At 64.9% G+C, this 20293-nt stretch carries 24 protein-coding genes; 9 read left to right on the top strand and 15 right to left on the bottom strand.

Annotation, left to right across the window (positions count from 1 at the left end):
• Nucleotides 1-70: 70 nt before the first annotated feature.
• The 4 genes from ychF to ACT6QU_RS03865 are packed head-to-tail and all read left to right on the top strand — an operon-like array spanning nucleotide 71 to nucleotide 3153.
• Entirely contained in the window at nucleotides 71-1174 is a 1104-nt protein-coding gene (ychF, locus tag ACT6QU_RS03880) for a redox-regulated ATPase YchF (RefSeq protein ID WP_444564489.1), read from the top strand.
• A 9-nt stretch (nucleotides 1175-1183) separates the two neighbouring features.
• Nucleotides 1184-2149, top strand: a complete 966-nt coding sequence (locus tag ACT6QU_RS03875; RefSeq protein ID WP_444564490.1) for a magnesium transporter CorA family protein — start codon at nucleotides 1184-1186, stop codon at nucleotides 2147-2149.
• Between the two features lie 51 nt (nucleotides 2150-2200).
• Nucleotides 2201-2686, top strand: coding sequence for a MaoC family dehydratase (locus ACT6QU_RS03870; protein ID WP_444564491.1), 486 nt, complete (start codon nucleotides 2201-2203; stop codon nucleotides 2684-2686).
• Nucleotides 2683-3153 carry a MaoC family dehydratase gene (locus tag ACT6QU_RS03865; RefSeq protein WP_444564492.1) on the top strand — a complete coding sequence of 157 codons (471 nt, stop codon included), beginning with the start codon at nucleotides 2683-2685 and terminating at the stop codon, nucleotides 3151-3153. The genes ACT6QU_RS03870 and ACT6QU_RS03865 overlap by 4 nt, the downstream gene beginning before the upstream one ends.
• 10 nt (nucleotides 3154-3163) lie before the next feature.
• On the opposite strand, the gene ACT6QU_RS03860 is transcribed toward ACT6QU_RS03865, so the two are convergent.
• From ACT6QU_RS03860 to ACT6QU_RS03805, 12 genes are all read right to left on the bottom strand, one after another.
• A complete protein-coding gene (locus ACT6QU_RS03860) occupies nucleotides 3164-3448 on the bottom strand; it encodes a type II toxin-antitoxin system RelE/ParE family toxin (RefSeq protein ID WP_444564493.1) in 285 nt (94 codons plus the stop codon).
• Entirely contained in the window at nucleotides 3435-3731 is a 297-nt protein-coding gene (locus ACT6QU_RS03855) for a type II toxin-antitoxin system RelB/DinJ family antitoxin (protein WP_444564494.1), read from the bottom strand. The genes ACT6QU_RS03860 and ACT6QU_RS03855 overlap by 14 nt, the downstream gene beginning before the upstream one ends.
• Nucleotides 3732-3795: 64 nt before the next feature.
• Nucleotides 3796-4671 carry a class I SAM-dependent methyltransferase gene (locus ACT6QU_RS03850; RefSeq protein ID WP_444564525.1) on the bottom strand — a complete coding sequence of 292 codons (876 nt, stop codon included), beginning with the start codon at nucleotides 4669-4671 and terminating at the stop codon, nucleotides 3796-3798.
• Nucleotides 4613-5248, bottom strand: a complete 636-nt coding sequence (locus tag ACT6QU_RS03845) for an FMN-binding negative transcriptional regulator (RefSeq protein WP_444564495.1) — start codon at nucleotides 5246-5248, stop codon at nucleotides 4613-4615. The genes ACT6QU_RS03850 and ACT6QU_RS03845 overlap by 59 nt, the downstream gene beginning before the upstream one ends.
• 66 nt (nucleotides 5249-5314) lie before the next feature.
• Complete coding sequence (locus tag ACT6QU_RS03840) at nucleotides 5315-5860, bottom strand: adenine phosphoribosyltransferase (RefSeq protein WP_444564496.1); 546 nt, start codon at nucleotides 5858-5860, stop codon at nucleotides 5315-5317.
• A gap of 116 nt (nucleotides 5861-5976) precedes the next feature.
• Nucleotides 5977-6804 carry a cytochrome c1 gene (locus ACT6QU_RS03835; RefSeq protein WP_252926096.1) on the bottom strand — a complete coding sequence of 276 codons (828 nt, stop codon included), beginning with the start codon at nucleotides 6802-6804 and terminating at the stop codon, nucleotides 5977-5979.
• A gap of 33 nt (nucleotides 6805-6837) precedes the next feature.
• Nucleotides 6838-8142: a cytochrome b gene (locus ACT6QU_RS03830; protein ID WP_444564497.1), complete on the bottom strand. Its 1305-nt coding sequence runs from the start codon at nucleotides 8140-8142 to the stop codon at nucleotides 6838-6840.
• 21 nt (nucleotides 8143-8163) lie between these two features.
• Nucleotides 8164-8727, bottom strand: a complete 564-nt coding sequence (gene petA / locus ACT6QU_RS03825) for a ubiquinol-cytochrome c reductase iron-sulfur subunit (protein ID WP_444564498.1) — start codon at nucleotides 8725-8727, stop codon at nucleotides 8164-8166.
• A 216-nt stretch (nucleotides 8728-8943) separates the two neighbouring features.
• Complete coding sequence (locus ACT6QU_RS03820; protein ID WP_444564499.1) at nucleotides 8944-9252, bottom strand: DUF6665 family protein; 309 nt, start codon at nucleotides 9250-9252, stop codon at nucleotides 8944-8946.
• A gap of 4 nt (nucleotides 9253-9256) precedes the next feature.
• The gene (locus ACT6QU_RS03815) at nucleotides 9257-11152 is read right to left on the bottom strand and encodes an ABC transporter ATP-binding protein (RefSeq protein WP_444564500.1); all 1896 of its coding nucleotides are present in this window, start codon (nucleotides 11150-11152) and stop codon (nucleotides 9257-9259) included.
• A complete protein-coding gene (locus ACT6QU_RS03810) occupies nucleotides 11149-13011 on the bottom strand; it encodes an ABC transporter ATP-binding protein (RefSeq protein WP_444564501.1) in 1863 nt (620 codons plus the stop codon). The genes ACT6QU_RS03815 and ACT6QU_RS03810 overlap by 4 nt, the downstream gene beginning before the upstream one ends.
• Complete coding sequence (locus ACT6QU_RS03805) at nucleotides 12995-13240, bottom strand: hypothetical protein (RefSeq protein ID WP_444564502.1); 246 nt, start codon at nucleotides 13238-13240, stop codon at nucleotides 12995-12997. Before ACT6QU_RS03805 ends, ACT6QU_RS03810 begins: the two co-directional genes overlap by 17 nt.
• A 261-nt stretch (nucleotides 13241-13501) precedes the next feature.
• On the opposite strand from ACT6QU_RS03805, the gene ACT6QU_RS03800 reads away from it, so the two are divergent.
• Nucleotides 13502-13948 carry a tRNA (cytidine(34)-2'-O)-methyltransferase gene (locus ACT6QU_RS03800; RefSeq protein WP_444564503.1) on the top strand — a complete coding sequence of 149 codons (447 nt, stop codon included), beginning with the start codon at nucleotides 13502-13504 and terminating at the stop codon, nucleotides 13946-13948.
• 25 nt (nucleotides 13949-13973) lie between these two features.
• Here the strand turns inward: ACT6QU_RS03800 and ACT6QU_RS03795 are convergent, their stop codons facing one another.
• On the bottom strand, nucleotides 13974-14252 hold the full coding sequence (locus ACT6QU_RS03795) for a MoaD/ThiS family protein (RefSeq protein WP_444564504.1): 279 nt from the start codon (nucleotides 14250-14252) through the stop codon (nucleotides 13974-13976).
• Complete coding sequence (locus tag ACT6QU_RS03790; protein ID WP_444564505.1) at nucleotides 14245-15327, bottom strand: WD40/YVTN/BNR-like repeat-containing protein; 1083 nt, start codon at nucleotides 15325-15327, stop codon at nucleotides 14245-14247. Before ACT6QU_RS03790 ends, ACT6QU_RS03795 begins: the two co-directional genes overlap by 8 nt.
• 416 nt (nucleotides 15328-15743) lie before the next feature.
• Between ACT6QU_RS03790 and leuA the strand changes: the two genes are divergently transcribed.
• From leuA to ACT6QU_RS03775, 3 genes are all read left to right on the top strand, one after another.
• The gene (gene leuA / locus ACT6QU_RS03785) at nucleotides 15744-17414 is read left to right on the top strand and encodes a 2-isopropylmalate synthase (protein ID WP_444564526.1); all 1671 of its coding nucleotides are present in this window, start codon (nucleotides 15744-15746) and stop codon (nucleotides 17412-17414) included.
• Nucleotides 17411-18181: an alpha/beta fold hydrolase gene (locus ACT6QU_RS03780; protein ID WP_444564506.1), complete on the top strand. Its 771-nt coding sequence runs from the start codon at nucleotides 17411-17413 to the stop codon at nucleotides 18179-18181. Before leuA ends, ACT6QU_RS03780 begins: the two co-directional genes overlap by 4 nt.
• Before the next feature lie 73 nt (nucleotides 18182-18254).
• A complete protein-coding gene (locus ACT6QU_RS03775; RefSeq protein ID WP_444564507.1) occupies nucleotides 18255-18833 on the top strand; it encodes a hypothetical protein in 579 nt (192 codons plus the stop codon).
• Here ACT6QU_RS03775 and ACT6QU_RS03770 read toward each other — a convergent pair.
• Entirely contained in the window at nucleotides 18797-19750 is a 954-nt protein-coding gene (locus ACT6QU_RS03770) for a metallophosphoesterase family protein (RefSeq protein ID WP_444564508.1), read from the bottom strand. The genes ACT6QU_RS03775 and ACT6QU_RS03770 overlap by 37 nt on opposite strands.
• 71 nt (nucleotides 19751-19821) lie before the next feature.
• On the opposite strand from ACT6QU_RS03770, the gene ACT6QU_RS03765 reads away from it, so the two are divergent.
• Nucleotides 19822-20292, top strand: a complete 471-nt coding sequence (locus tag ACT6QU_RS03765) for an NUDIX domain-containing protein (protein WP_444564527.1) — start codon at nucleotides 19822-19824, stop codon at nucleotides 20290-20292.
• Nucleotide 20293: the final 1 nt, after the last annotated feature.

Below are 20293 nucleotides of genomic sequence, written 5' to 3'. Positions count from 1 at the left end.
CCTTGACCTTCGCGCGCCCATTCCCCATAGCCCCCACAAAGAAAATTTCTGCCACAGGACGGGCAATTCCATGGGTTTCAAATGCGGCATCGTCGGGCTTCCCAATGTGGGCAAGTCGACGCTCTTCAACGCACTGACCAAGACGGCCGCCGCGCAGGCCGCCAACTATCCCTTCTGCACCATCGAGCCGAACACCGGCGAGGTCGCGGTTCCCGATCCGCGCCTGAAGGCCATCGCCGGCATCGCCAAGTCGAAGGAGATCATCCCGACGCGCATCTCCTTCGTCGATATCGCCGGCCTCGTGCGCGGCGCCTCGAAGGGCGAAGGCTTGGGCAACCAGTTCCTCGCCAACATCCGCGAGGTTGACGCCATCGTCCACGTGCTGCGCTGCTTCGAGGATGACGACATCACCCATGTCGAGGGCAAGATCGACCCCGTCGCCGATGCCGAGACGGTCGAGACCGAGCTGATGCTGTCCGATCTCGAAAGCCTCGAGCGCCGCGCGCTGCAGTTCCGCAAGCGCGCCGCCTCGAAGGACAAGGAAGCGATGACCGTCCTGCCGATGATGGAGGCGGCGCTGACGCTGCTCCAGGACGGCAAGCCGGTGCGCATGCTTTTGAAGGGCATCGCGGCGGAGGATCTGCGCATCCTGCAGGGCCTCAATCTCCTGACGTCGCATCCCGTGCTCTATGTCTGCAACGTCGCCGAAGGCGACGCCGCATCCGGCAACGAACACACGGCCGCAGTCGCCAAGATGGCCGAGGCACAGGGCGCCAGCGTCGTCGTCATCTCGGCCGAGATCGAGGCGCAGGTCGCACAGCTTTCCGATGAGGAAGCCGCAGAATTCCTCGGCGATCTCGGCCTCGACGAACCGGGCTTGGACAAGCTCATCCGCGCCGGCTACGAGCTTCTCGACCTGATCACCTATTTCACCGCCGGCCCGAAGGAGACGCGCGCCTGGACCGTCGCCAAGGGCTCCAAGGCCCCGCAGGCGGCCGGCGTCATCCACACCGATTTCGAGCGCGGCTTCATCCGCGCCCAGACCATCGCCTATAACGACTACGTCACCCTCGGCGGCGAGACGGCGGCAAAGGACGCCGGCAAGGCGCGCGACGAAGGCAAGGAATATGTCGTGCAGGACGGCGACGTGCTGCTCTTCAAGTTCAACACCTGACGGACTGCCATGATCCAGGCCTACGCGCTTCAGGGCGGACTTCTCGTTCCCGTCGCCGTCACCGGCGAGGGACGCGACGCCGCTGTCTGGATCGACATGGTGGCGCCGACCGATGCCGACGAGGCGCTGGTGGAGGAATGGCTCGGCATCGACGTGCCGACCCGCGACGAAATGGACGAGATCGAGCTTTCCTCGCGGCTCTACAGCGAGGGCGACGTCCACTTCATGACGGCGGCTGTCACCGCCAACACGCATCAGGAGCGGCCGGAGATCGGTTCGGTCACTTTCATCCTCGGTGCCGGCAAGCTGGTCACCGTGCGCTACATCGAACCATCCACCTTCACGCGCTTCGCCGAACGCGCTGGCCGCTCACCGCTCGGCTGCACCAACGCGACGTCGCTCCTGCTGGCGCTGCTCGAGGCGATCGTCGGCCGCGCGGCCGATGTGATCGAACAGGTCGGCAGCGATATCGGCGATCTATCGGAGCGCATCTTCTACCCCGCCGCCCGCAAGGCTTCGCGCCGCGACCGCGACTTCCAGCTCATCCTGCGCAAGATCGGCCGCAAGGAAGAGCTGCTCGCCAGCCTGCAGGACAGCCTGCACACGCTCCAGCGCGTCGCCGGCTATCTCGCCTATGTCACCGACCGCGAGAAGGATCACCGCCATCGCATCCGCTCGCTCTCGCGCGACGTCACCTCGCTGGCCGACTACTCCGAGCGGCTTTCGCAGAAGATTTTCTTCCTGCTCGACGCCACGCTCGGCATGATCTCCATCGAACAGAACGCGATCATCAAGATCGTCTCGGTTCTGGCGACCATCTTCATGCCGCCGACACTGGTCGCCTCGATCTACGGCATGAATTTCGACTTCATGCCGGAGCTCCACTGGACCTATGGCTACCCCCTGGCGCTCCTGGCCATGGTCGCCGCCGCCGCCCTGCCCTTCTGGTACATCAAGAAGAAGGGCTGGCTGTGAACCGAACCCGGTTGCGCATCGCGCTTCTTGCCGCCACACTATCGTTCAAACTTGAACAGGATGACGGACATGGCTGAAAAGCGCTGGGCGTTCGAGGATTTCACCGTCGGACGAACGATCGACCTGCCGGTCAAGCACGTCACCGCCGCGGAGATCGTCGACTTCGCCTCGCAGTTCGACGCGCAGCCCATGCACATGGACGAGGAAGCCGGCAAGGCCTCCATCCTTGGCGGCCTGGCCGCCTCCGGCTGGCACACCTGCGCGATGTTCATGCGCATGATGTGCGACGCCTTCCTGCTCGATTCGACCTCGCAGGGCGCGCCCGGCGTCGACTATGTGCGCTGGAAGAAGCCGGTCATCGCCGGCGACACGCTCTCCGGCACCTCGACCGTCACCGCCGCCCGCGTATCGGCCAAGCGGCCCAATCTCGGCTTCGTCACCGTCGAGCACCGCATCTTCAACCAGAAGGGCGAGACGGTCTGCGAACTCGCGAACACCGGCATGTTCCTCCTGCGCAACCCGGGAGTGGCCGCATGACGCTCGACGAGTATTTGCTGATCGGCCAGCGCATCGACCTCGGCAGCCACACCTTCCGCGCCGACGAAATCAAGGCATTCGCCGCGAAATACGATCCGCAGCCCTTCCACATGGACGAGACGGAAGCCGAGCACTCCGTCTTCGGCCGCCTTTGCGCCTCCGGCTGGCACACCTGCGCGATGTGGATGCGCTACAATCTCGAAAAGCGCCAGGACATGGAAGGCGCAGGCTGGGGCGGCGACGGCGAAAAGCCCGTCTTCGGCCCCTCCCCCGGCTTCACCAACCTGAAATGGCTGAAGCCCGTCTATGTCGACGAAACCATCACCTTCACCCGCACCGCCAAAGCCCATCGCGCCATCGCCTCCCGCCCCGGCTGGCGCGTCATGACGCTGATCTGCGAGGCGTTCGATTCGGGCGGGGACAAGGTGCTGGAGTTTGAGAGCGCGGTGCTGTTGAAGGCGGAGTGAGCCCAGTCCGTCAGTCCATCTGGGGCCATTGCTGCGCAGCATGGAGCACTCGCAGGATCGTTACGGCTCGGCCATCCTCGGTATAGACGACGATGTAGTTCGAGCGCACGACCATTTCGCGCGTACCGACGACACGTCCCGAGCGATAGAGCTTTGGATAGTCCGGCAAAACTGCCGCCCGGTCGACGATATCTTCCAGGAGCCGTTGGCTGGCGTCCGGGTTGTCCGCCGCAATATAATCAACGATGGCGATCAGATCGTCGCGCGCGGCCTGTTGCCACTCAAGAACGCGCACGGCGCCTGTTGTCGATCAACGCCTGAGCTTCTTCGATGACCTGTCGATGCGGAATGGTTGGGCGCTTGTCGTCCAACGCCTCCTGAACTTTGGCGCGAAACCAGGTGTCGTGGGCCTCGGGATCGACCGTCAGACCCGCCGGAAGCCCACCCTCTTTTGAAATTCGCGTCAAAAGAATTCGGACGGCATCCGAAAACGTCAGCCCGACATTTGCGAGTTTGGCACCTGCATCTTCTTTTAACTTGTCGTCCACACGTATGTGCAGCATCGAAGTTTGCGCCATGAGAGTGGCCTCCTGTCAAACTTGATCCGAACGTATCTCAATTGAGAAACGCGCGCAATCTGCGCTAAAGGCGTATCCCGGTAGCAACCCAGACCCGATGCGGAACGTCGAGCGGATCGCCGGGGAATTTGCTGCTGAGCACTTCTGCCAAATCCCGATCGAAGCGCTCGACTTCGACGTCGGTGAGACTTGCCTTGACGCCTGCGCTCGCGGCGATGCGCCCGCGCCACGCCTCGTGCGAATAGGCGACGGAAAGATCGAACGAGAACGTCTCGATTGACCCGAAACCGGCATTGGCCAGATCGCCAAGCCATAGCGGATAGATGCCGGTTCCACCGCCCATGGTCCAGTTCGGATTGGCCTGCAGAATGAGCCGCTCCGTCGCCTCGACCACGTTGCCGGGAAGCGGCAGCCAGTCGAAATGCGCGATGAGAAGCCGGCCACCGGGGCGAAGGACGCGACGCGCCTCCTGTGCGGCCGCAGGGCGATCGAACCAGTGCCAGCACTGGCCGGCGGTGACCAGATCGAAGCTCTCATTCGCGAAAGGCAGCGCTTCTGCCTTACCGACATGGTAATCGATCCCAACGCCCGCCTGACGGTCCAGTTGCCGCGCAGCCTCGATCAGCGCCCCGGCCGGGTCAATCGCGGCGGCTTGCAGGCCAAGCAACGCCAGACCTCGAGCAACCGTCCCCGTTCCCGAGCCCAGATCGAGGACGCGCTGCCCCGGCCTTGCAAAACCACATGCGTCGACGGCCTCGAAGAACGCGGGCGGAAAACCTTGCCTGTGCTGCTGATATTCGCGGGCCGTCCGGCCGAAGTCGACTTGCGCCCCGAAACGCCGCGTGGCCGGAATGTTTGGCCCGTTCATGCCTCGATGCCCATCAAGACGAGGTGTTCCCCGCCACCATCGCCCCAACCGCCCGATCCACCTCGCGATCACTCGCCCCAAGCCCCTCCGCCACCCCGACCCGATCCGCTTCGGGCCGGTTCTGGCTCATCTTGCGCTTGCCGAAGAGGCGCGTGATGGGCAGGCGGAGGCCAACGATGCCGCGAAGTTGCGCGTCGATGAAGCGCTCCGGCGCGTCCGTGACGGCCCAGGGATCGGCGCGGGCGGCTTCGTGGCGAAGGGTCAGCCGGGTGACGATGTCGCGCAACCGCTCCGCGTCCTCGAAGAACTCGACCGGACCATGCGCGTGGACGGCGATGTAGTTCCAGGTCGGCACGACCTTGCCGTGTTCGCGTTTGGAGGCATACCAAGACGGAGTGATGTAGGCGTCCGGGCCGGGGAAGATGGCCAGCGCCTCGCCTATGGGCGCAAGCTGCCACTGGCGGTTCGCCTTGGCGACGTGGCCGTAAAGCGTGCCGAACTCTCCCTCGTTCTCGTCGAGAATAAACGGCAGCGGCGTGGCGACGAGGCCTTCCCCGGTCGATGTGACGAGCGTCGACAGCCCTGCCTCACGCATGATGGCGGCGAGTGCGGCGGGGTCGTCCTCACGGAAGGCGGGCGGTGTGTACATGGCCCGATCCTAGCACCGCAGCCCGGTTGGGAAAGAGGCGGGCCGGCCGAAGAGGTTGGACCAGCCTCAGTGCCCCTCGAACGCGACCAGAGTGCGTACCGGCACGTCGAGCGCCTCCAGCTTCGCGCGCCCGCCGAGTTCCGGCAGGTCGATGACGAAGCAGGCGGCGACGATCTCGGCGCCCATCTGGCGCAGGAGCTTCACCGCGCCCTCCGCCGTTCCGCCCGTCGCGATCAGATCGTCGACGAGGATCACCTTCTCGCCCGGCACGACGGCATCCTTGTGCATTTCCATCTCGTCGAGCCCGTATTCGAGGCTGTAGGCGACGCGCACCGTCTCGTGCGGCAGCTTGCCCTTCTTGCGGATCGGGATGAACCCGGCCGACAATTGATGCGCCATCGCGCCGCCGAGGATGAACCCTCGCGCCTCGATGCCGGCGATCTTGTCGATCTTGGAGCCGGCATAAGGGTGCACCAGCTCGTCGATCGCCCGGCGGAACGCGCGCGCATTGCCGAGCAGCGTGGTGATGTCGCGAAACATGATGCCGGGCTTGGGATAGTCCGGAATGTTGCGGATCGCCGAGACGAGCGTGTCGTGGAGGGTGTTGTGCATGGCTGCCTCGGAGTGGATGAGCGCTATTGGTAGAAGATGGCGGCGGCGAAGGAAAGCGGCGCGCGGCCATGAAAAAGGGCGCCCGGAGGCGCCCTTTGCAAATCGCGGCGGAAACGTCAGTGCGCGACGTTCGCCCAGATCTTGCGCTTGGTGAGGTACACCAGAACCGCAAAGCCGATGAGGAACAGCATGACCACGAAGCCCATGCTCTTGCGGTCCTCCATATGCGGCTCGGCGGCCCACATCAGGAACGCGGTCACGTCATGCGCATATTGCTCGACCGTTTCGGGCGCGCCGTCATCGTAGGAGATGAGGCCTTCCTGCAGCGGCGGCGCCATGGAAAGCGAGGTGCCGGCGAGGAAATGCGGGTTGTAATACGTTCCAGGCTGCTGCTCGTAGCCCTCGGGCGCATCCTCGTAGCCGGTCAGCAGGTTGTAGATGTAGTCCGGACCGCTTTCGGCATACTGCGTGAAAATGTCGACGACGAAGAGCGGAAAGCCGCGCTCCACGGCGCGCGCCTTGGCGATCAGCGACAGGTCGGGCGGAGCCGCGCCGTTGTTGGAAGCGGCGGCGGCTTCCGGATTGGCGAATGGCGACGGGAAATAGTCGGACGGGATCGCCGTGCGCATGAACATTTCGCCGTCGGCGTCCGGGCCGTCCTGGATTTCGTATTCGCCGGCCAGTGCGCGGACCTGCGCCTCCGAATAGCCGAGGTCTTCCAGCGTGCGGAAGGCCACGCGCTCGAGCCCGTGACAGGCCGCGCAGCCTTCGCGATAGACCTTGAGGCCGCGCTGCAGCTCGCCGCGGTCATAGGTGCCGAACGGGCCTGCGAAGCTCCAGTTCTGCTCTACCGGCTTGATCAGCGGATACTCCGCCGCGCTTGCCGCCATCGTCGCACCAACGACGAAACCGAGCGCGGCGATCCCCTTGAGAACAGTCTTCATGTCGTGTCAGTCCTTTCGAGCCGGCGCGCCGGTTCAGCCTTTGGTTTCCGGCGACGCATTGGCGCCGGCGGGCTGGACGGATGCCGCCCCCTTGTTCTTGGCAAGCACCGCTTCGGTGATCGAATTCGGCAGGCGCTTCGGCGTCTCGATCAGGCCGAGCAGCGGCATGATCACGAGGAAGAAGCCGAAATAGTAGAGCGTGCCGATCTGCGACATGATCACATAGGCGCCTTCCGCCGGGCGCGAGCCCAGCCAGCCGAGGAAGATCGAATTGACCACGAACAGCCAGAAGAACAGCTTGTACCAGGGACGATAGACGGCCGAGCGCACCTTCGACGTGTCGAGCCAGGGCACGAAGAACAGAACCGCGATGGCGCCGAACATGGCGAGCACGCCGCCGAGCTTGGAATCGATCGGGCCGATGTTGAAGGTGATGGCGCGCAGGATCGCGTAGAACGGCAGGAAGTACCATTCCGGCACGATGTGCGACGGCGTCTTCAGGGAATCCGCCATGATGTAGTTGTCCGCATGTCCCAGATAGTTCGGGATGTAGAAGACGAAATAGGCGAACAGGATGAAGAACAGCACCATGCCGAACGCGTCCTTGACGGTCGCATAGGGCGTGAAGGGCAGCGTGTCGGTCTTCTGCTTGACCTCGATGCCGGTCGGGTTCGTCTGGCCGGTGACGTGAAGCGCCCAGACGTGGAGAACCACGACGCCGGCGATCATGAATGGCAGCAGATAGTGCAGCGAGAAGAAGCGGTTCAGCGTCGGATTGTCGACCGCGAAGCCGCCGAGCAGAAGCTGCTGAATCCACTCGCCGACGAGCGGAATGGCGGTGAAGAAGCCGGTGATGACGGTCGCGCCCCAGAAGGACATCTGGCCCCAGGGCAAGACATAGCCCATGAAGGCGGTCGCCATCATCAGAAGGTAGATGATCACGCCGAGAATCCACAGAAGCTCGCGCGGCGCCTTGTAGGAGCCGTAATACATGCCGCGGGCGATGTGGAGGTAGACGGCGATGAAGAACATCGACGCGCCATTGGCGTGGAGATAGCGGATCAGCCAGCCGGAATTGACGTCGCGCATGATCTTTTCGACCGAATCGAACGCCATGTCGACATGCGCCGAATAGTGCATGGCGAGCACGATGCCGGTCACGATCTGCACGACGAGCATGATCGAGAGAATGCCGCCGAACGTGTAGGCGTAGTTCAGATTGCGCGGAACGGGATAGGAAACGAACGAGTCATGCACCAGCCGCGGCAGCGGCAGGCGTGAATCGATCCAGCGTCCGATGCCGGTCGTCGGCGTGTAGGTAGAGTGTCCACCGCTCATTATTGTAAGCTCTCTCTTGACTTAGCCGATTCTGATGACCGTCTCGGAAATGAATTCGAACACCGGCACGGGCAGGTTCGTCGGCGCCGGGCCGGTACGGATGCGGCCGGCGGTGTCGTAGTGCGAACCGTGGCAGGGGCAGAACCAGCCGCCGAAGTCGCCCGACTGGCCGAGCGGCACGCAGCCCAGATGGGTGCACGAACCGACCATGACGATCCAGTTCTCCATGCCTTCCCCTGCCGAGCGCGCCAGATCCGTCGCCGGCTCCGCATCGCTAAGATTGTCGTTGCGGGCGACCGGGTCCTTCAGTTCGGAAAGCTCGACGGCCTGCGCCTCGGCGACTTCCTCTTCGGTCCGGTTGCGGATGAAGATCGGCTTGCCGCGCCACTTCGCCGTCACCGACATGCCAGGCTCGATCGCCGACACGTCGACGTCGACGGTCGCGAGAGCCAGCGTCGAGGCGTCGGGACGCATCTGGTCGATGAACGGCCACACGGCGCCGCCGACGGCCACGACGCCGGCCATGCCAGTGGCGATGTAAAGAAAGTCGCGGCGGGTCGGCTCGGTCGTATCGTTCACGCTCACGGGACTATGATCCTTATTGCCTCACTTCGACCGCAGGAAACCGTGATCTTCACCCGTCCCGGACACGCTGCGCAACGGCAAGCGATGCCGGGGGCGTCCCCCAGTCATTTGGCGAAGGTTTCTATGCCCGCCTTGGCGTCTTGTCCAGCCGTTACAAGGGCGTGATGGCAGTTTGTCGCGGGGGCTGTTGATAGTCGAAAGAGCCCTTTTCGAGGTTCAACTCGCGCCCAGCCGCGCCAACACCTCTCCGGAAATTCCGTAATCGCGGATCGCGTCGTGGTGACGGCGAAGGCCGATCAGTTCGCGCTGGATGAAATAGGCATGAACGGCGACGGCGGCGGCCTTCACGAGAGGCACGCGCTCGGCGTCGCGTGCTTCATGCGCGTTGAGCGCCGCCATGGCTCTGGCGACCCGATCGCCTGCGCGCCCCAGCGAAGACGCCATTTCGCCGGCAAGCTCGTAGTCAAGCGTGTCGAGCCCCGTCTGGAGCCGGACGCCGCCCTGCCCGGGAAGCCGGAGCGCCATCGCCCTACTCCGCCGCCAGGCTCTGCGCGAGGAAGCCGCCGGACTGGCGCTTCCACAATTGCGCATAGAGCCCGTCGCGCGCGATCAGGTCGTCATGCGTGCCCTCCTCCACGATCCGGCCCTCGTCGATGACGATCAGCCGGTCGAGCGCGGCGATGGTGGAGAGCCGGTGCGCGACGGCAATGACGGTCTTGCCCTCCATCAGCCGGTAGAGGTTTTCCTGGATCGCAGCCTCGACCTCCGAATCGAGCGCCGAGGTCGCCTCGTCGAGCAGCAGGATTGGCGCGTCCTTCAGCATCATCCGCGCGATCGCGATACGCTGGCGCTGACCGCCCGAAAGCTTGACGCCGCGCTCGCCGACATGCGCGTCATAGCCGCCGCGGCCCTTGGGGTCCGAAACGCCGGCGATGAACTCATGCGCCGCCGCGCCCCGCGCCGCCTCGATCACCTCCGCCTCGCTCGCATCGGGGCGCGCATAGGCGATGTTGTCGTGGATCGAGCGATGCATCAGCATCGGGTCCTGCGCAACGACCCCGAACTGGGCGCGCAGCGACCCTTGCGTCAGGGAGCGGATATCGCGCCCGTCGATCAGTATGCGCCCGTCCTCCACGTCGAAAAGGCGCAGGATCAGGTTCACGATAGTCGTCTTGCCGGCGCCCGACGGGCCGACCAGCGCGATCTTCTCGCCCGGCCGGATGTGGAGGTTGAGATCGTCGATGATTCCGCCATCCTTGCCGTAGTGGAAGGAGACTTCCTCGAAACGGATATCGCCCTTCGCGCGCGGCGCGACGACGGCATCGGGCGCATCCGTCAGCGTCGGCTCGACCGAGATCGTGCCGGTCGCGTCCTGCACGGTCGCGTAGTTGCGGATGAGGCCGTTGATGTTGAACATCATGTAGCCGGACATCTGGTTGAGGCGGTAGGCGAGGCCCATGGCCGCCGCGATGGCACCCGTCGTGGCCGCGCCCGCCATCCAGCTTTGCAGCGCGAGCAGGAAGATCGCCGCCATCATGAAGCCGTTGATGATGGCGACGGCGGCGCGCACGCGGGTGATGGAGCGCGTCAGTCTCTTCACCGCCATCAGGTAGCTGTGCATGCCGTCGCGCACGAAGGAATGCTCGCGCCCGCCCGAATCGAACAGCTTGACGGCGAGGATGTTGGTGAAGGCGTCGACGAGGCGTCCGTTGACGATGGAGCGCTCGTCCGCCGTGCGCCGCCCGGCAGCGCGCAGCGGCGGCAGGAGCTTCCACCCGGCGATGCCGTAGGCGGCGAGCCAGACGGCAAGCACCGCCAGCATCCACGGATCGACCGAGAACATGATCGTCGCCGCAAGAACGAGAAAGGTGACGAAGCCCCAGACGGTCTGCAACGACGAGATGATGAAATCACCCGTCGCCTCCGCGCCTTGCGTGATCTTGGTCGCGATCCGGCCGGCGAAATCGTTCTGGAAGAAGGTGTAAGGCTGCTCGATCACCCGCCGGAACGCCTGCCAGCGCACGCGCTGGTAGAAATTCGGCGCGATGGTCTGCTCTTCCACCACGGTCTGGAAGATCATCGCGACGGCGCGCACGAGAAGGATCAGGACGAGATAGCCGAGGATCGCCCAGCCATAATCGGCGATCAGAGCCGTCGGCGTCGTCGTTTCCAGAACGTCGATGATCCTGCCGAGCGCCCAGTAAAGCCCCGCATCCACCGCTCCCGTCAGCCCGCCGGCGATGAGCAGCAGAACGAACGGGCCAGGCGCCTGCCGAGCGAAGAATCCGATGAAGCCGAACGCCGTCTTCGGCAGCACGGCGCGATCCGTATCGGCGAACGGATCGATGACGTTCTCCACGCTCCGCCACGCCCGTTCGGACAGGCGCGGCGCGTGATCGTCCGTCTTCACCGGCGCTTCGCTCATTCGGCTGCGATGTCCTTCTCGTTTTCCGCCTCGTCTGGCAGAAGGAATCCGCCCGACTGCCGGTTCCACAGATGGGCATAAAGGCCGCCGGTTGCGATCAATTCCTCGTGCGTCCCATCCTCGACGACATGGCCCTTGTCCATGACGATCAGCCGGTCCATCGCCGCGATGGTCGACAGGCGGTGCGCGATGGCGATCACGGTCTTGCCTTCCATCAGGCGGTAGAGGTTCTCCTGGATCGCCGCTTCCACCTCCGAATCCAGAGCCGAGGTCGCCTCGTCGAGGATCAGGATCGGCGCGTCCTTCAGCATGACGCGGGCGATCGCGATCCGCTGGCGCTGGCCGCCGGAGAGCTTGACGCCGCGCTCGCCGACATGGGCGTCGAAGCCCTTGCGCCCTTCCGGGTCGGAGAGCCCCGCGATGAAGTCCAGCGCCTCGGCCCGCCGCGCCGCCTCGACCATCATCTCCTCGGTCGCGTCGGGACGGCCATAGAGGATGTTGTCGCGCACGGAGCGGTGCAGCAGCGATGTATCCTGCGTGACGACGCCGATATGCGCGCGCAGGCTCTCCTGCTTCACGTCGGCGATGTTCTGCCCGTCGATCATCAGACGCCCGCCCTCGATGTCGTAGAAGCGCAGCAGCAGGTTGACGAGCGTCGACTTGCCCGCGCCCGAACGCCCGACGACGCCGACCTTTTCGCCCGGCCGGATGGTGAGGTCGAGCTTTTCGAGCACGCCCCTCTGCTTGCCATAGTGGAAGCGCACGTCGTCGAACACGATCTCGCCCCGCGGCACGGTGAGTGCCTTCGCATCCGGCTTGTCGTCGACCACGCGCGGCATCGAGATCGAGGCGATGCCGTCCTGCACGGTGCCGACATTCTCGAACAGCGCCGAAAGCTCCCACATGATCCACTGCGACATGCCCCACAGCCGCAGCACGAGGCCGAGCGCCACCGCGATGGCACCGACCGTGACGGCATCGAGTTGCCACAGATGGATGCCGAGCGCTGCGACGGAGAACAGGCAAAGCGAGTTGAGCACGTAAAGCAGGCCGTAAAGCCCCGTCACCAGACGCATCTGGCGGTAGACCGTGTCGAGGAACGACCGCATCCCCTCACGCGCGAAGGTCGCCTCGCGCTGGGCGTGGCTGAAGAGCTTCACGGTCTGGATGTTGGTGTAACTGTCGACGACGCGTCCCGTCATCACCGAACGCGCATCGGCCTGCTCCTCCGAGACGCGGCCGAGACGCGGCACGAAATAGACCATCAGGCAGACATAGGCGACCATCCAGCCGGCGAGCGGCACGGCCAGCCGCCAGTCGGCCGACCCGACGATGAAGATCATGCCGAGGAAATAGACGACGACATAGTTCATGACGTCGAACGTCTTGATCACCGTCTCGCGCACGGCGAGCGCCGTCTGCATCAGCTTGGTGGCGATACGGCCGGCGAACTCGTCCTGGTAGAAGGTCATCGACTGCTTGAGCAGGTAGCGATGGACCTGCCAGCGGATGCGCATCGGGTAGTTGCCGAACAGCGTCTGCTGCTGGAGCAGCGAGTGCAGGAACACCATGCCGGGCAGGCCGACGAGGACGAGCAGCGCCATGCCGGCAAGCTGCCAGCCATTATCGGCGAGAAACGTCTCGCGATCCTGCGCCGTCAGCCAGTCGACGATGTTGCCGAGGAAGGAGAACATCCATACCTCGGTGATCGCGATCGCCGCGATCAGGATCGCCGCGGGGATCAGGTAGGGCCAGGCGTCCTTCGTGTAATGGAGGCAGAAGGCGAACAGCGTCTTCGGCGGCTCCACCGGCTCTTCGGCCGGAAACGGATCGAGGCGGGATTCAAACCAGCGGAACATGGCAAGCTCTTTCAGTCGTATCGGGATCGAGAACGGCGTCGCAGAGCGACAGCCCATGTTCCGCCGCTCTCATGTAGGGCGTCGCAGCCGGGCTTCCCACATCGGCGCCCTGCCCTCCTGCCATGACGATGGCAACAAGCGCGAAGAGCGCCGAGACGGTGAGGCCGCCGGCAAGGTCTCGAATATCGGGCAGGCGCCGGACGGGGCGCGGGGCGTATTGGGGAAACATCGTCGAAATCTCGTAGAACCGGTCGTCTTGCCGGCGGATTTCGAAAGCGGATGCTTCAGTGTCTCAGGGAAGCGTCGATCCGAAAACCACAGGCGCGAAATCTGCGCGGCGCGCGCGAATGCGGGATGGGAAGAAAATATTCATCGCGTGCCTCCTCGTGGTTCGGGTTGGACGAAGCCGCTTCTTAGCCGAAACGGGGCGATTTGACCACCCGCCCGGATTGGCGCTACGCCCAACTCTCGATTGCACCAGGGAACGACCATGCGCATCGCGCTCTACCAGCCCGACATCGCCGGCAACACCGGCACCATCCTGCGCCTCGCCGCGTGCCTCGGGCTTGAAATCCACATCATCGAGCCGGCTGGCTTCGACCTCTCCGACCGCAACCTGAAACGCGCCGGCATGGACTATCTCGAAATGGCCGCCTTGACGCGCCATGTCGACTGGGATGCGTTCGAGGCTTGGCGGCGGGAACGGGGCGCGCGGCTGGTGCTGCTCTCGACCAAGGCCGAAACCACCTACACCGACTTCGCCTATGCGCCCGACGACATCCTCCTCTTCGGCCGCGAATCCGCCGGCCTCCCCGACATAGTCCACGACGCCGCCGACCACCGCCTCACGATCCCCATGCAACCCGGCGCGCGCAGCCTCAATCTGGCGATGAGCGTCGCGATGGTAGCGGGTGAGGCGCTGCGGCAGGTTCGGTAGGGGACCCCCCAAAAAGAATCTGTCCTCACCCTCCACTGATCGCCGTGAGTACGAACACCTCGTCCCCATCCGCAAGCCTATGATCGAGCTTCACCCTCTCCCCATCCACGAACACATTGATATGCCTGCGAATAGCCGGCCGCGTATCGCACAGCCGGTCCCGCATCCCCGGCCATAGCGCTTCCAGCCCGTCGACCATTTCACCGACCGTCGCGGCCTGCATCTCGACCCGCCGCCCCGCGCCCGGAAACAGGTCGACGAGGATCGCCGGCAGGCGGACGACGATTTCGGGCCGCTCAGTCATGAACCGTCAGCGTCTCGACCGACAGGATCGCCGGCATGTGCACCTCGATCTCGCGCCATGTCTCGCCCTCGTCGCTCGAGGCGAAGAGCGCGCCGCCGCTGGTGCCGAAATAGACGCCGGCCTTTTCCATCCGGTCGGTCGCCATCGCCTGTCGCAGCACGCCGAAATAGGCGTTTTCCTGCGGCAGCCCTTCACGCAGATCCTGCCATGTCCGGCCCGCGTCGCGCGTGCGCCAGACTGCCGCCCTGGCATCGGGCATGTAGCGGCCCTTGGTGTCGCCATTGAGCGGCAAAAGGAAGAGCGTGTCGCGGTCGCTCGGATGCGCGGCGGCGGGGAAGCCGAAGCTCGACGGCAGTCCCTGTTCGATGCTCTCCCACTTCATGCCGCCATCGTCGGTGCGGTACATGCCGCAATGGTTCTGCTGGTAGAGCCGCCCATTCGCGCCCGCCGCCATGACGACATTGTGCACGCACTGGCCGAATGCGGGATAGTTCTCGCCCTCCGGCAGGAAGTCGGCGCGCGTGCCGCGGTTGCGCGGCTCCCAGGTCTCGCCGCCATCGGCGGTGTGGAACACGCCGGCGGCCGAGATGCCGACCCAGATCTTGTCGTCGTCTGCGGGGTCGATCACCAGCGAATGCAGGATCAGCCCGGCTCCGCCGGGGTTCCAGTGCGGCCGCGTCGGGTGCTTTTGCAGCCCCTCGACATGCGTCCACGTCTCGCCATCGTCGTCGGAGCGGAAGAGGCCGGCCGGCTGGACACCGGCATAGACGCTGCCATTGTGCGCCGCCACGCTCCACACCGACGAGATCGGCTCCTGACCCTCGGCATAGGCGAGCCCGTTAGAGGAATGCGTCCATGTCCGGCCCAGATCGGTCGATTTCCAGACGGCCGGACCGAACCACGCATCGCCGCCGCCGGCATAGAGCGTTCCCGTCTCGGAATGGGCGACGAAATGGTTGATCGGCCAGGTCTGGCAGAACGGGCCGGAGAGCTTCCAGTCACGCCGCGCACCGTCGCTTTCCAGGATGAAGGCACCCTTCTTGGTGCCGACCAGTATCAGAACCTTGTCTGCCATCAGATCCTCCATCTATCCGGCCGCGGAGACACTACTCCTTTTCCAATGACGGTTGAACGGGCCGCGTCCCGACAACCATTGGCGCAATTTTTTGAAAGCGATGCGGCTTGTCACGCAATCATCGCTCGGCTATCTCTTCGGCCATGACCTCGTCGCGCGCCCCTTTCTCGACCGTCCCGGCCATTGCTGCCGGCGATCGCGCGCGCCTATCCTCGCTTCTTCTCCTTCTTAGCAGCGGTCGTCGGGTTGGCTGAAGGAGCGCCCGGCGGTCGAAGTGCCGCCGAGATCCGGCAAAGCTCCTTGTCCCGACACCATTCCCAGAACTAGAAGTGCCCGCCGCCGATCTGAGATCGCGGCCGGGCAAGGAGACGAAGATGAACGAGCAATCGAAGATCGTTGCCACGGGCGCCAAAGGCATGCCCGACGCCGCCCGCAAATACGAGCCCTACCCCTTCGTCGGCCTGAAGGACCGGACCTGGCCCGACCGGCGCATCGAGAAGGCGCCGATCTGGTGCTCCGTCGATCTGCGCGACGGCAACCAGGCGCTGATCGATCCGATGGGCCACGACCGCAAGGCGCGGATGTTCCAGTTGCTGCTGGACATGGGCTTCAAGGAGATCGAGATCGGCTTTCCATCTGCCTCGCAGACCGATTTCGACTTCACCCGCTTCGCCATCGAAGAAGCCGGCGTGCCCGACGACGTGTCGTTGCAGGTGCTGGTCCAGTGCCGGCCCGAACTGATCGCGCGGACATTCGAATCGTTGCAGGGCGCCAAGCGCCCGATCGTCCATTTCTACAATTCCACCAGCGAGTTGCAGCGCCGCGTGGTGTTCGACAAGGACGTGGCCGGCATCAAGGCGATCGCCACGGATGCGGCGAAGATGATCGTGGACGAGGCCGCCAGGTCGGTGCCCGGCTGCCGCTTCCAGTATTCGCCGGAAAGCTTCACCGGCACCGAGCTCGAAGTCGCGCTCGAAATCTGCAACGCAATCACCGAGATCATCAATCCGACGCCCGACAACAAGCTGATCCTCAATCTGCCAGCAACCGTCGAGATGTCGACGCCCAACATCCATGCCGACCAGATCGAGTGGATGAGCCGCCAGCTCGACCGGCGCGATTCGATCATCCTGTCCTTGCATCCCCACAATGACCGTGGCACCGGCATCGCCGCGACCGAACTCGGCCTGATGGCCGGCGCCGACCGCGTCGAGGGCACCTTGTTCGGCAATGGCGAGCGCACCGGCAATGTCGACGTCGTCACGCTGGCGCTCAACATGTACACGCAGGGCATCGACCCGATGCTGGACTGTTCGCAGATCGAGCGGATGAAGGAAGTCTACGAATACTCCAACCAGTTGAAGATACCCGAGCGCCACCCTTATGTCGGCGAACTCGTCTACACCGCCTTCTCCGGCTCGCATCAGGACGCGATCAACAAGGGAATGAAGGCGATCAAGGCCGCCAACAAGACGCAGTGGGAAGTCCCCTATCTGCCGATCGACCCGCAGGATGTCGGCCGGTCCTACGAGGCGATCATCCGCATCAACTCGCAGTCCGGCAAGGGCGGCATCGCGTACATCCTGCAGGCCGATTACGGCCTCAACCTGCCGCGCAATCTGCAGGTCGAGTTCAGCCGCGACGTTCAGGAAATCACCGACCGCGAGGGCAAGGAACTGCGCCCCAAGGCGATCCACGAGCGCTTCCTCAAACTCTATGTCGACCAGCCCAAAGGCCGGATGAAGTTCGTCGATCACCAGACCTTCCCGGACACCTCCGCCAAGGGCCGGCGCGTGGTCGAGGCGACGATCATCGACAATGGCCAGGAAGTGCAGATCACCGGCACCGGCACCGGCCCGGTCGACGGCTTCGTCGACGCGCTGTCGAAGCATATCGGCATCGACCTGACCGTCCTCGACTATTCGGAGCATTCCATGCAGCGCGGCTCGAACGCGGCGGCCATCTGCTACATGGAGGTCGAGCATCCGGGCGGAAAGCTCTTCGGCGCGGGCATCAACACCAACATCGTCGCGGCCTCGCTCGAGGCGGTCGTGTCGGCGGCCAACCGCATTCTCGGTGCCAAATGAGCGACAAGCTTGGTGCGCGCGTGGAGGGGAAAGGCGGCGAGACCATCGTCCTTCTCCACGGTTTCGGCGGGTCGCATTCGACCTGGACCGACATCCAGCCATCGCTTGCACGATACGCGCGCGTGATCGCCTATGACCTTCCCGGTCATGGGCGCTCGCTCGATTTTCCCGGCGCGGGCCCGGCGACGGTGGCGGCCAAGGCCGTCGCCGCCGATCTCACCGCACGCGGCATCGAGAAGGTGCATCTCGTCGGCCATTCGATGGGCGGCGCGGTCGCCACGCTGATCGCCATGCGCTCGCCCGAGCGCGTCGCCTCGTTGACGCTTCTGGCGCCCGGCGGCTTCGGGCCGCAGATCAACGGCGAACTTTTGAAGCGCTACGCCAATGCGCCCGACGCCGGCGCGCTGGGGTCGATCATGGACGAGATGTCCGCGCCGGGCTTTTCGACGCCGCCGAAATACGTGCTCGGCCTTGCCGCCGTGCGCGGTCAGCGCGGCCAGCGCGCCAACCTCGACACCTTCCATGGCATTATCCAGAAGGACGGCGTGCAGGGCGAGATTCCGCGCGAGGCGCTGGCAAAACTCGCCATGCCGGTCAACCTCGTCTGGGGAACGGCCGATCCGGTGCTGCCTTTTGCGCAGACGCAGAACCTGCCCGAAAACATCCGCCTCACCCCCATCGACGGCGCCGGCCACATGCTGACCGTGGAGGCCAAGCCCGCCGTGCTCGCTGCCATCCGTGCCTCTCTCGTTGCCGGAAGCCCTTGACTTTTGGCGCGTTTTCGCCGGAATCGGGGTGTAACGAAGCGTTAACTGTACCCTTGAGTCCCGGAGCGCCGGCATGAGCGAAGCTTTGGAAGAAACGCCCCACAAGGGCGAGATGCGCCGCCTCGCCGCCGCGATCCGCGAGGTCAAGACCAACAATGCCGACCGCACCGACGTCGTCGTCGATTTGCGCGAGGCGCAGCAGACGCGGCTCGAAATCCTCGCGCAGGACCTCGAACAGGTCTTCGCCGACATCCCGTCGGACGACGAGCGCTTCGATCTGAACGTCACGGCCGGGCTCCAGCCGCGCCTTTGGATCGACGCGGTGAGCCACGTCACCATGGGACGCGACAAGCGCACCTACCGATTCCTGAAGGACACCCGCAACGGCCGCATCGTGCTGGCCGAGACGCCCGACATCAAGAAGGCCGCCAATGCCGTGACGCTCTATGTCGCCGAGCGCATGGTCGAGCGCGAAGCGGTGCTGGCCGGCGACCGCGAGGCCCCTGCCCCCGTCCTCGGCGTGCTCGACCGCGAACCGGCCAAGGCCGCCTTCGACGTCTTCACCTCGTTGGCGCTGTTCCTGGCCGGTGCCTTCGTCGGCGTGGCCGCGGTGCTCTATTTCGCCTGGGACCGGCTGGCGATCAGCTTCTGAGCGCCGTCTTCCGCCGGCAGCAGCGTCTGCGCGACGATCTCGCGCACGCCTTCATGGCCGTGCATCAGCCCGCGCCGCTGAAGGCGCACGCCCCAGCCATCGTCCGGCCCGCCGTCGATCTCGATGAGGTTGTACTGCGCCGCCGGCTTCGACCCGCCGATCGCCTGCCCGGCCGCCGCCACGCCCAGCACCGGCACGCGCCCGTCGCGCCCGTCGAGCCAGTAGAGGCTCGGCAGATGCGTATGGCCGTGAAGAACGAGTTCGGCGCCGTGGCGCATCATCACCTTCTTGAACCGCCCGATGCCGTAGAGCCGCTTGTGCTGCGGCGCCGCCCCGCGGACCGGCGGGTGGTGGATCAGGATCACCCGGCAAAGCCCCTTCGTCTTCGCCTCGTCGAGCATCCGCCCGAGCCGCCGCGCCTGTGTGGAACCGAAATAGCCCGACGCCATGAACGGTGCCGTCGCGCGCGCCGAAGAAACGCCGATGATCGCCATGTCCCCGCGCACGCGCATATAGGGAAACGCGCCGCGATGGGCCGGCTGCGCCTTGCCATCGCCCCACATCCACTTGCCCCAGGCCCTGCAAGCCTTGTCGAGCGCGCCCGGTACATAGGCATCATGGTTGCCCGGCACGACAGAGACGTCGTCGCCATGGCCGACCTCTTCCAGCCACTGGCGGGCGACCTCCACTTCGGCGTCGAGCGCGAGGTTGACCAGATCGCCGGTGACCGCGATATGGTCGGGCGCGCGCACCTTCATGTCGTCGAGCAGCATCCCGATCACCTGGTCGTGGAGATTGGCTTTCCGGTTGCGCTGCCAGTTGATGTAGCCCGTGATCCGCTTCGAGGCGAGTTCACGATAGGACATGTCGGGAAGGGGGCCGAGGTGGACGTCCGAGAGATGAGCGAGCCTGAGCATACCCTTCCTTACGATATGAAATTCCGCGTGACCACCCCGGGAGGCGCGCGGTGAGCGAGACGTCCCGCACAATGCCGACCCGGCTGCAATGGTTGCGCATCAAGCTCTTTCACGGCTGGTTTCTTCTGCGCCGTCCGATGACGCTCGGCGTGCGCGGCATCGTCCACGACGCGGACAAAGGCACCGTCTTCCTCATCCGCCACACCTACATCGCCGGCTGGCAACTGCCCGGCGGCGGCGTGGAAGTGGGCGAAACGATGCGCCTTTCGCTCGAGCGCGAACTGGCCGAGGAAGGCAATATCGAGTTCACCGGCGAGCCCCGCCTTGTCTCGATCCATCTGAACCGCCAGGCGAGCCCGCGCGATCATGTCGCGCTCTATCTCATCACGCAGTTTCGCCAGACGGCGCCGAAACTGCCCGACCACGAGATCGCCGAGGCCGGCTTCTTCCCCCTCGACGCCCTCCCCGACGCAACCACGCCGGCGACAAGAAGACGCCTCGCCGAGGTGTTCGGCGAAGCCGTGCCGGAACATCATTGGTAGA

Source organism: Aliihoeflea sp. (genome assembly GCF_052435475.1).
Lineage (GTDB): Bacteria > Pseudomonadota > Alphaproteobacteria > Rhizobiales > Rhizobiaceae > Aliihoeflea.
Note: the sequence above shows the minus strand (reverse complement) of the source record. Positions and strands in the feature narration are given on the sequence as shown.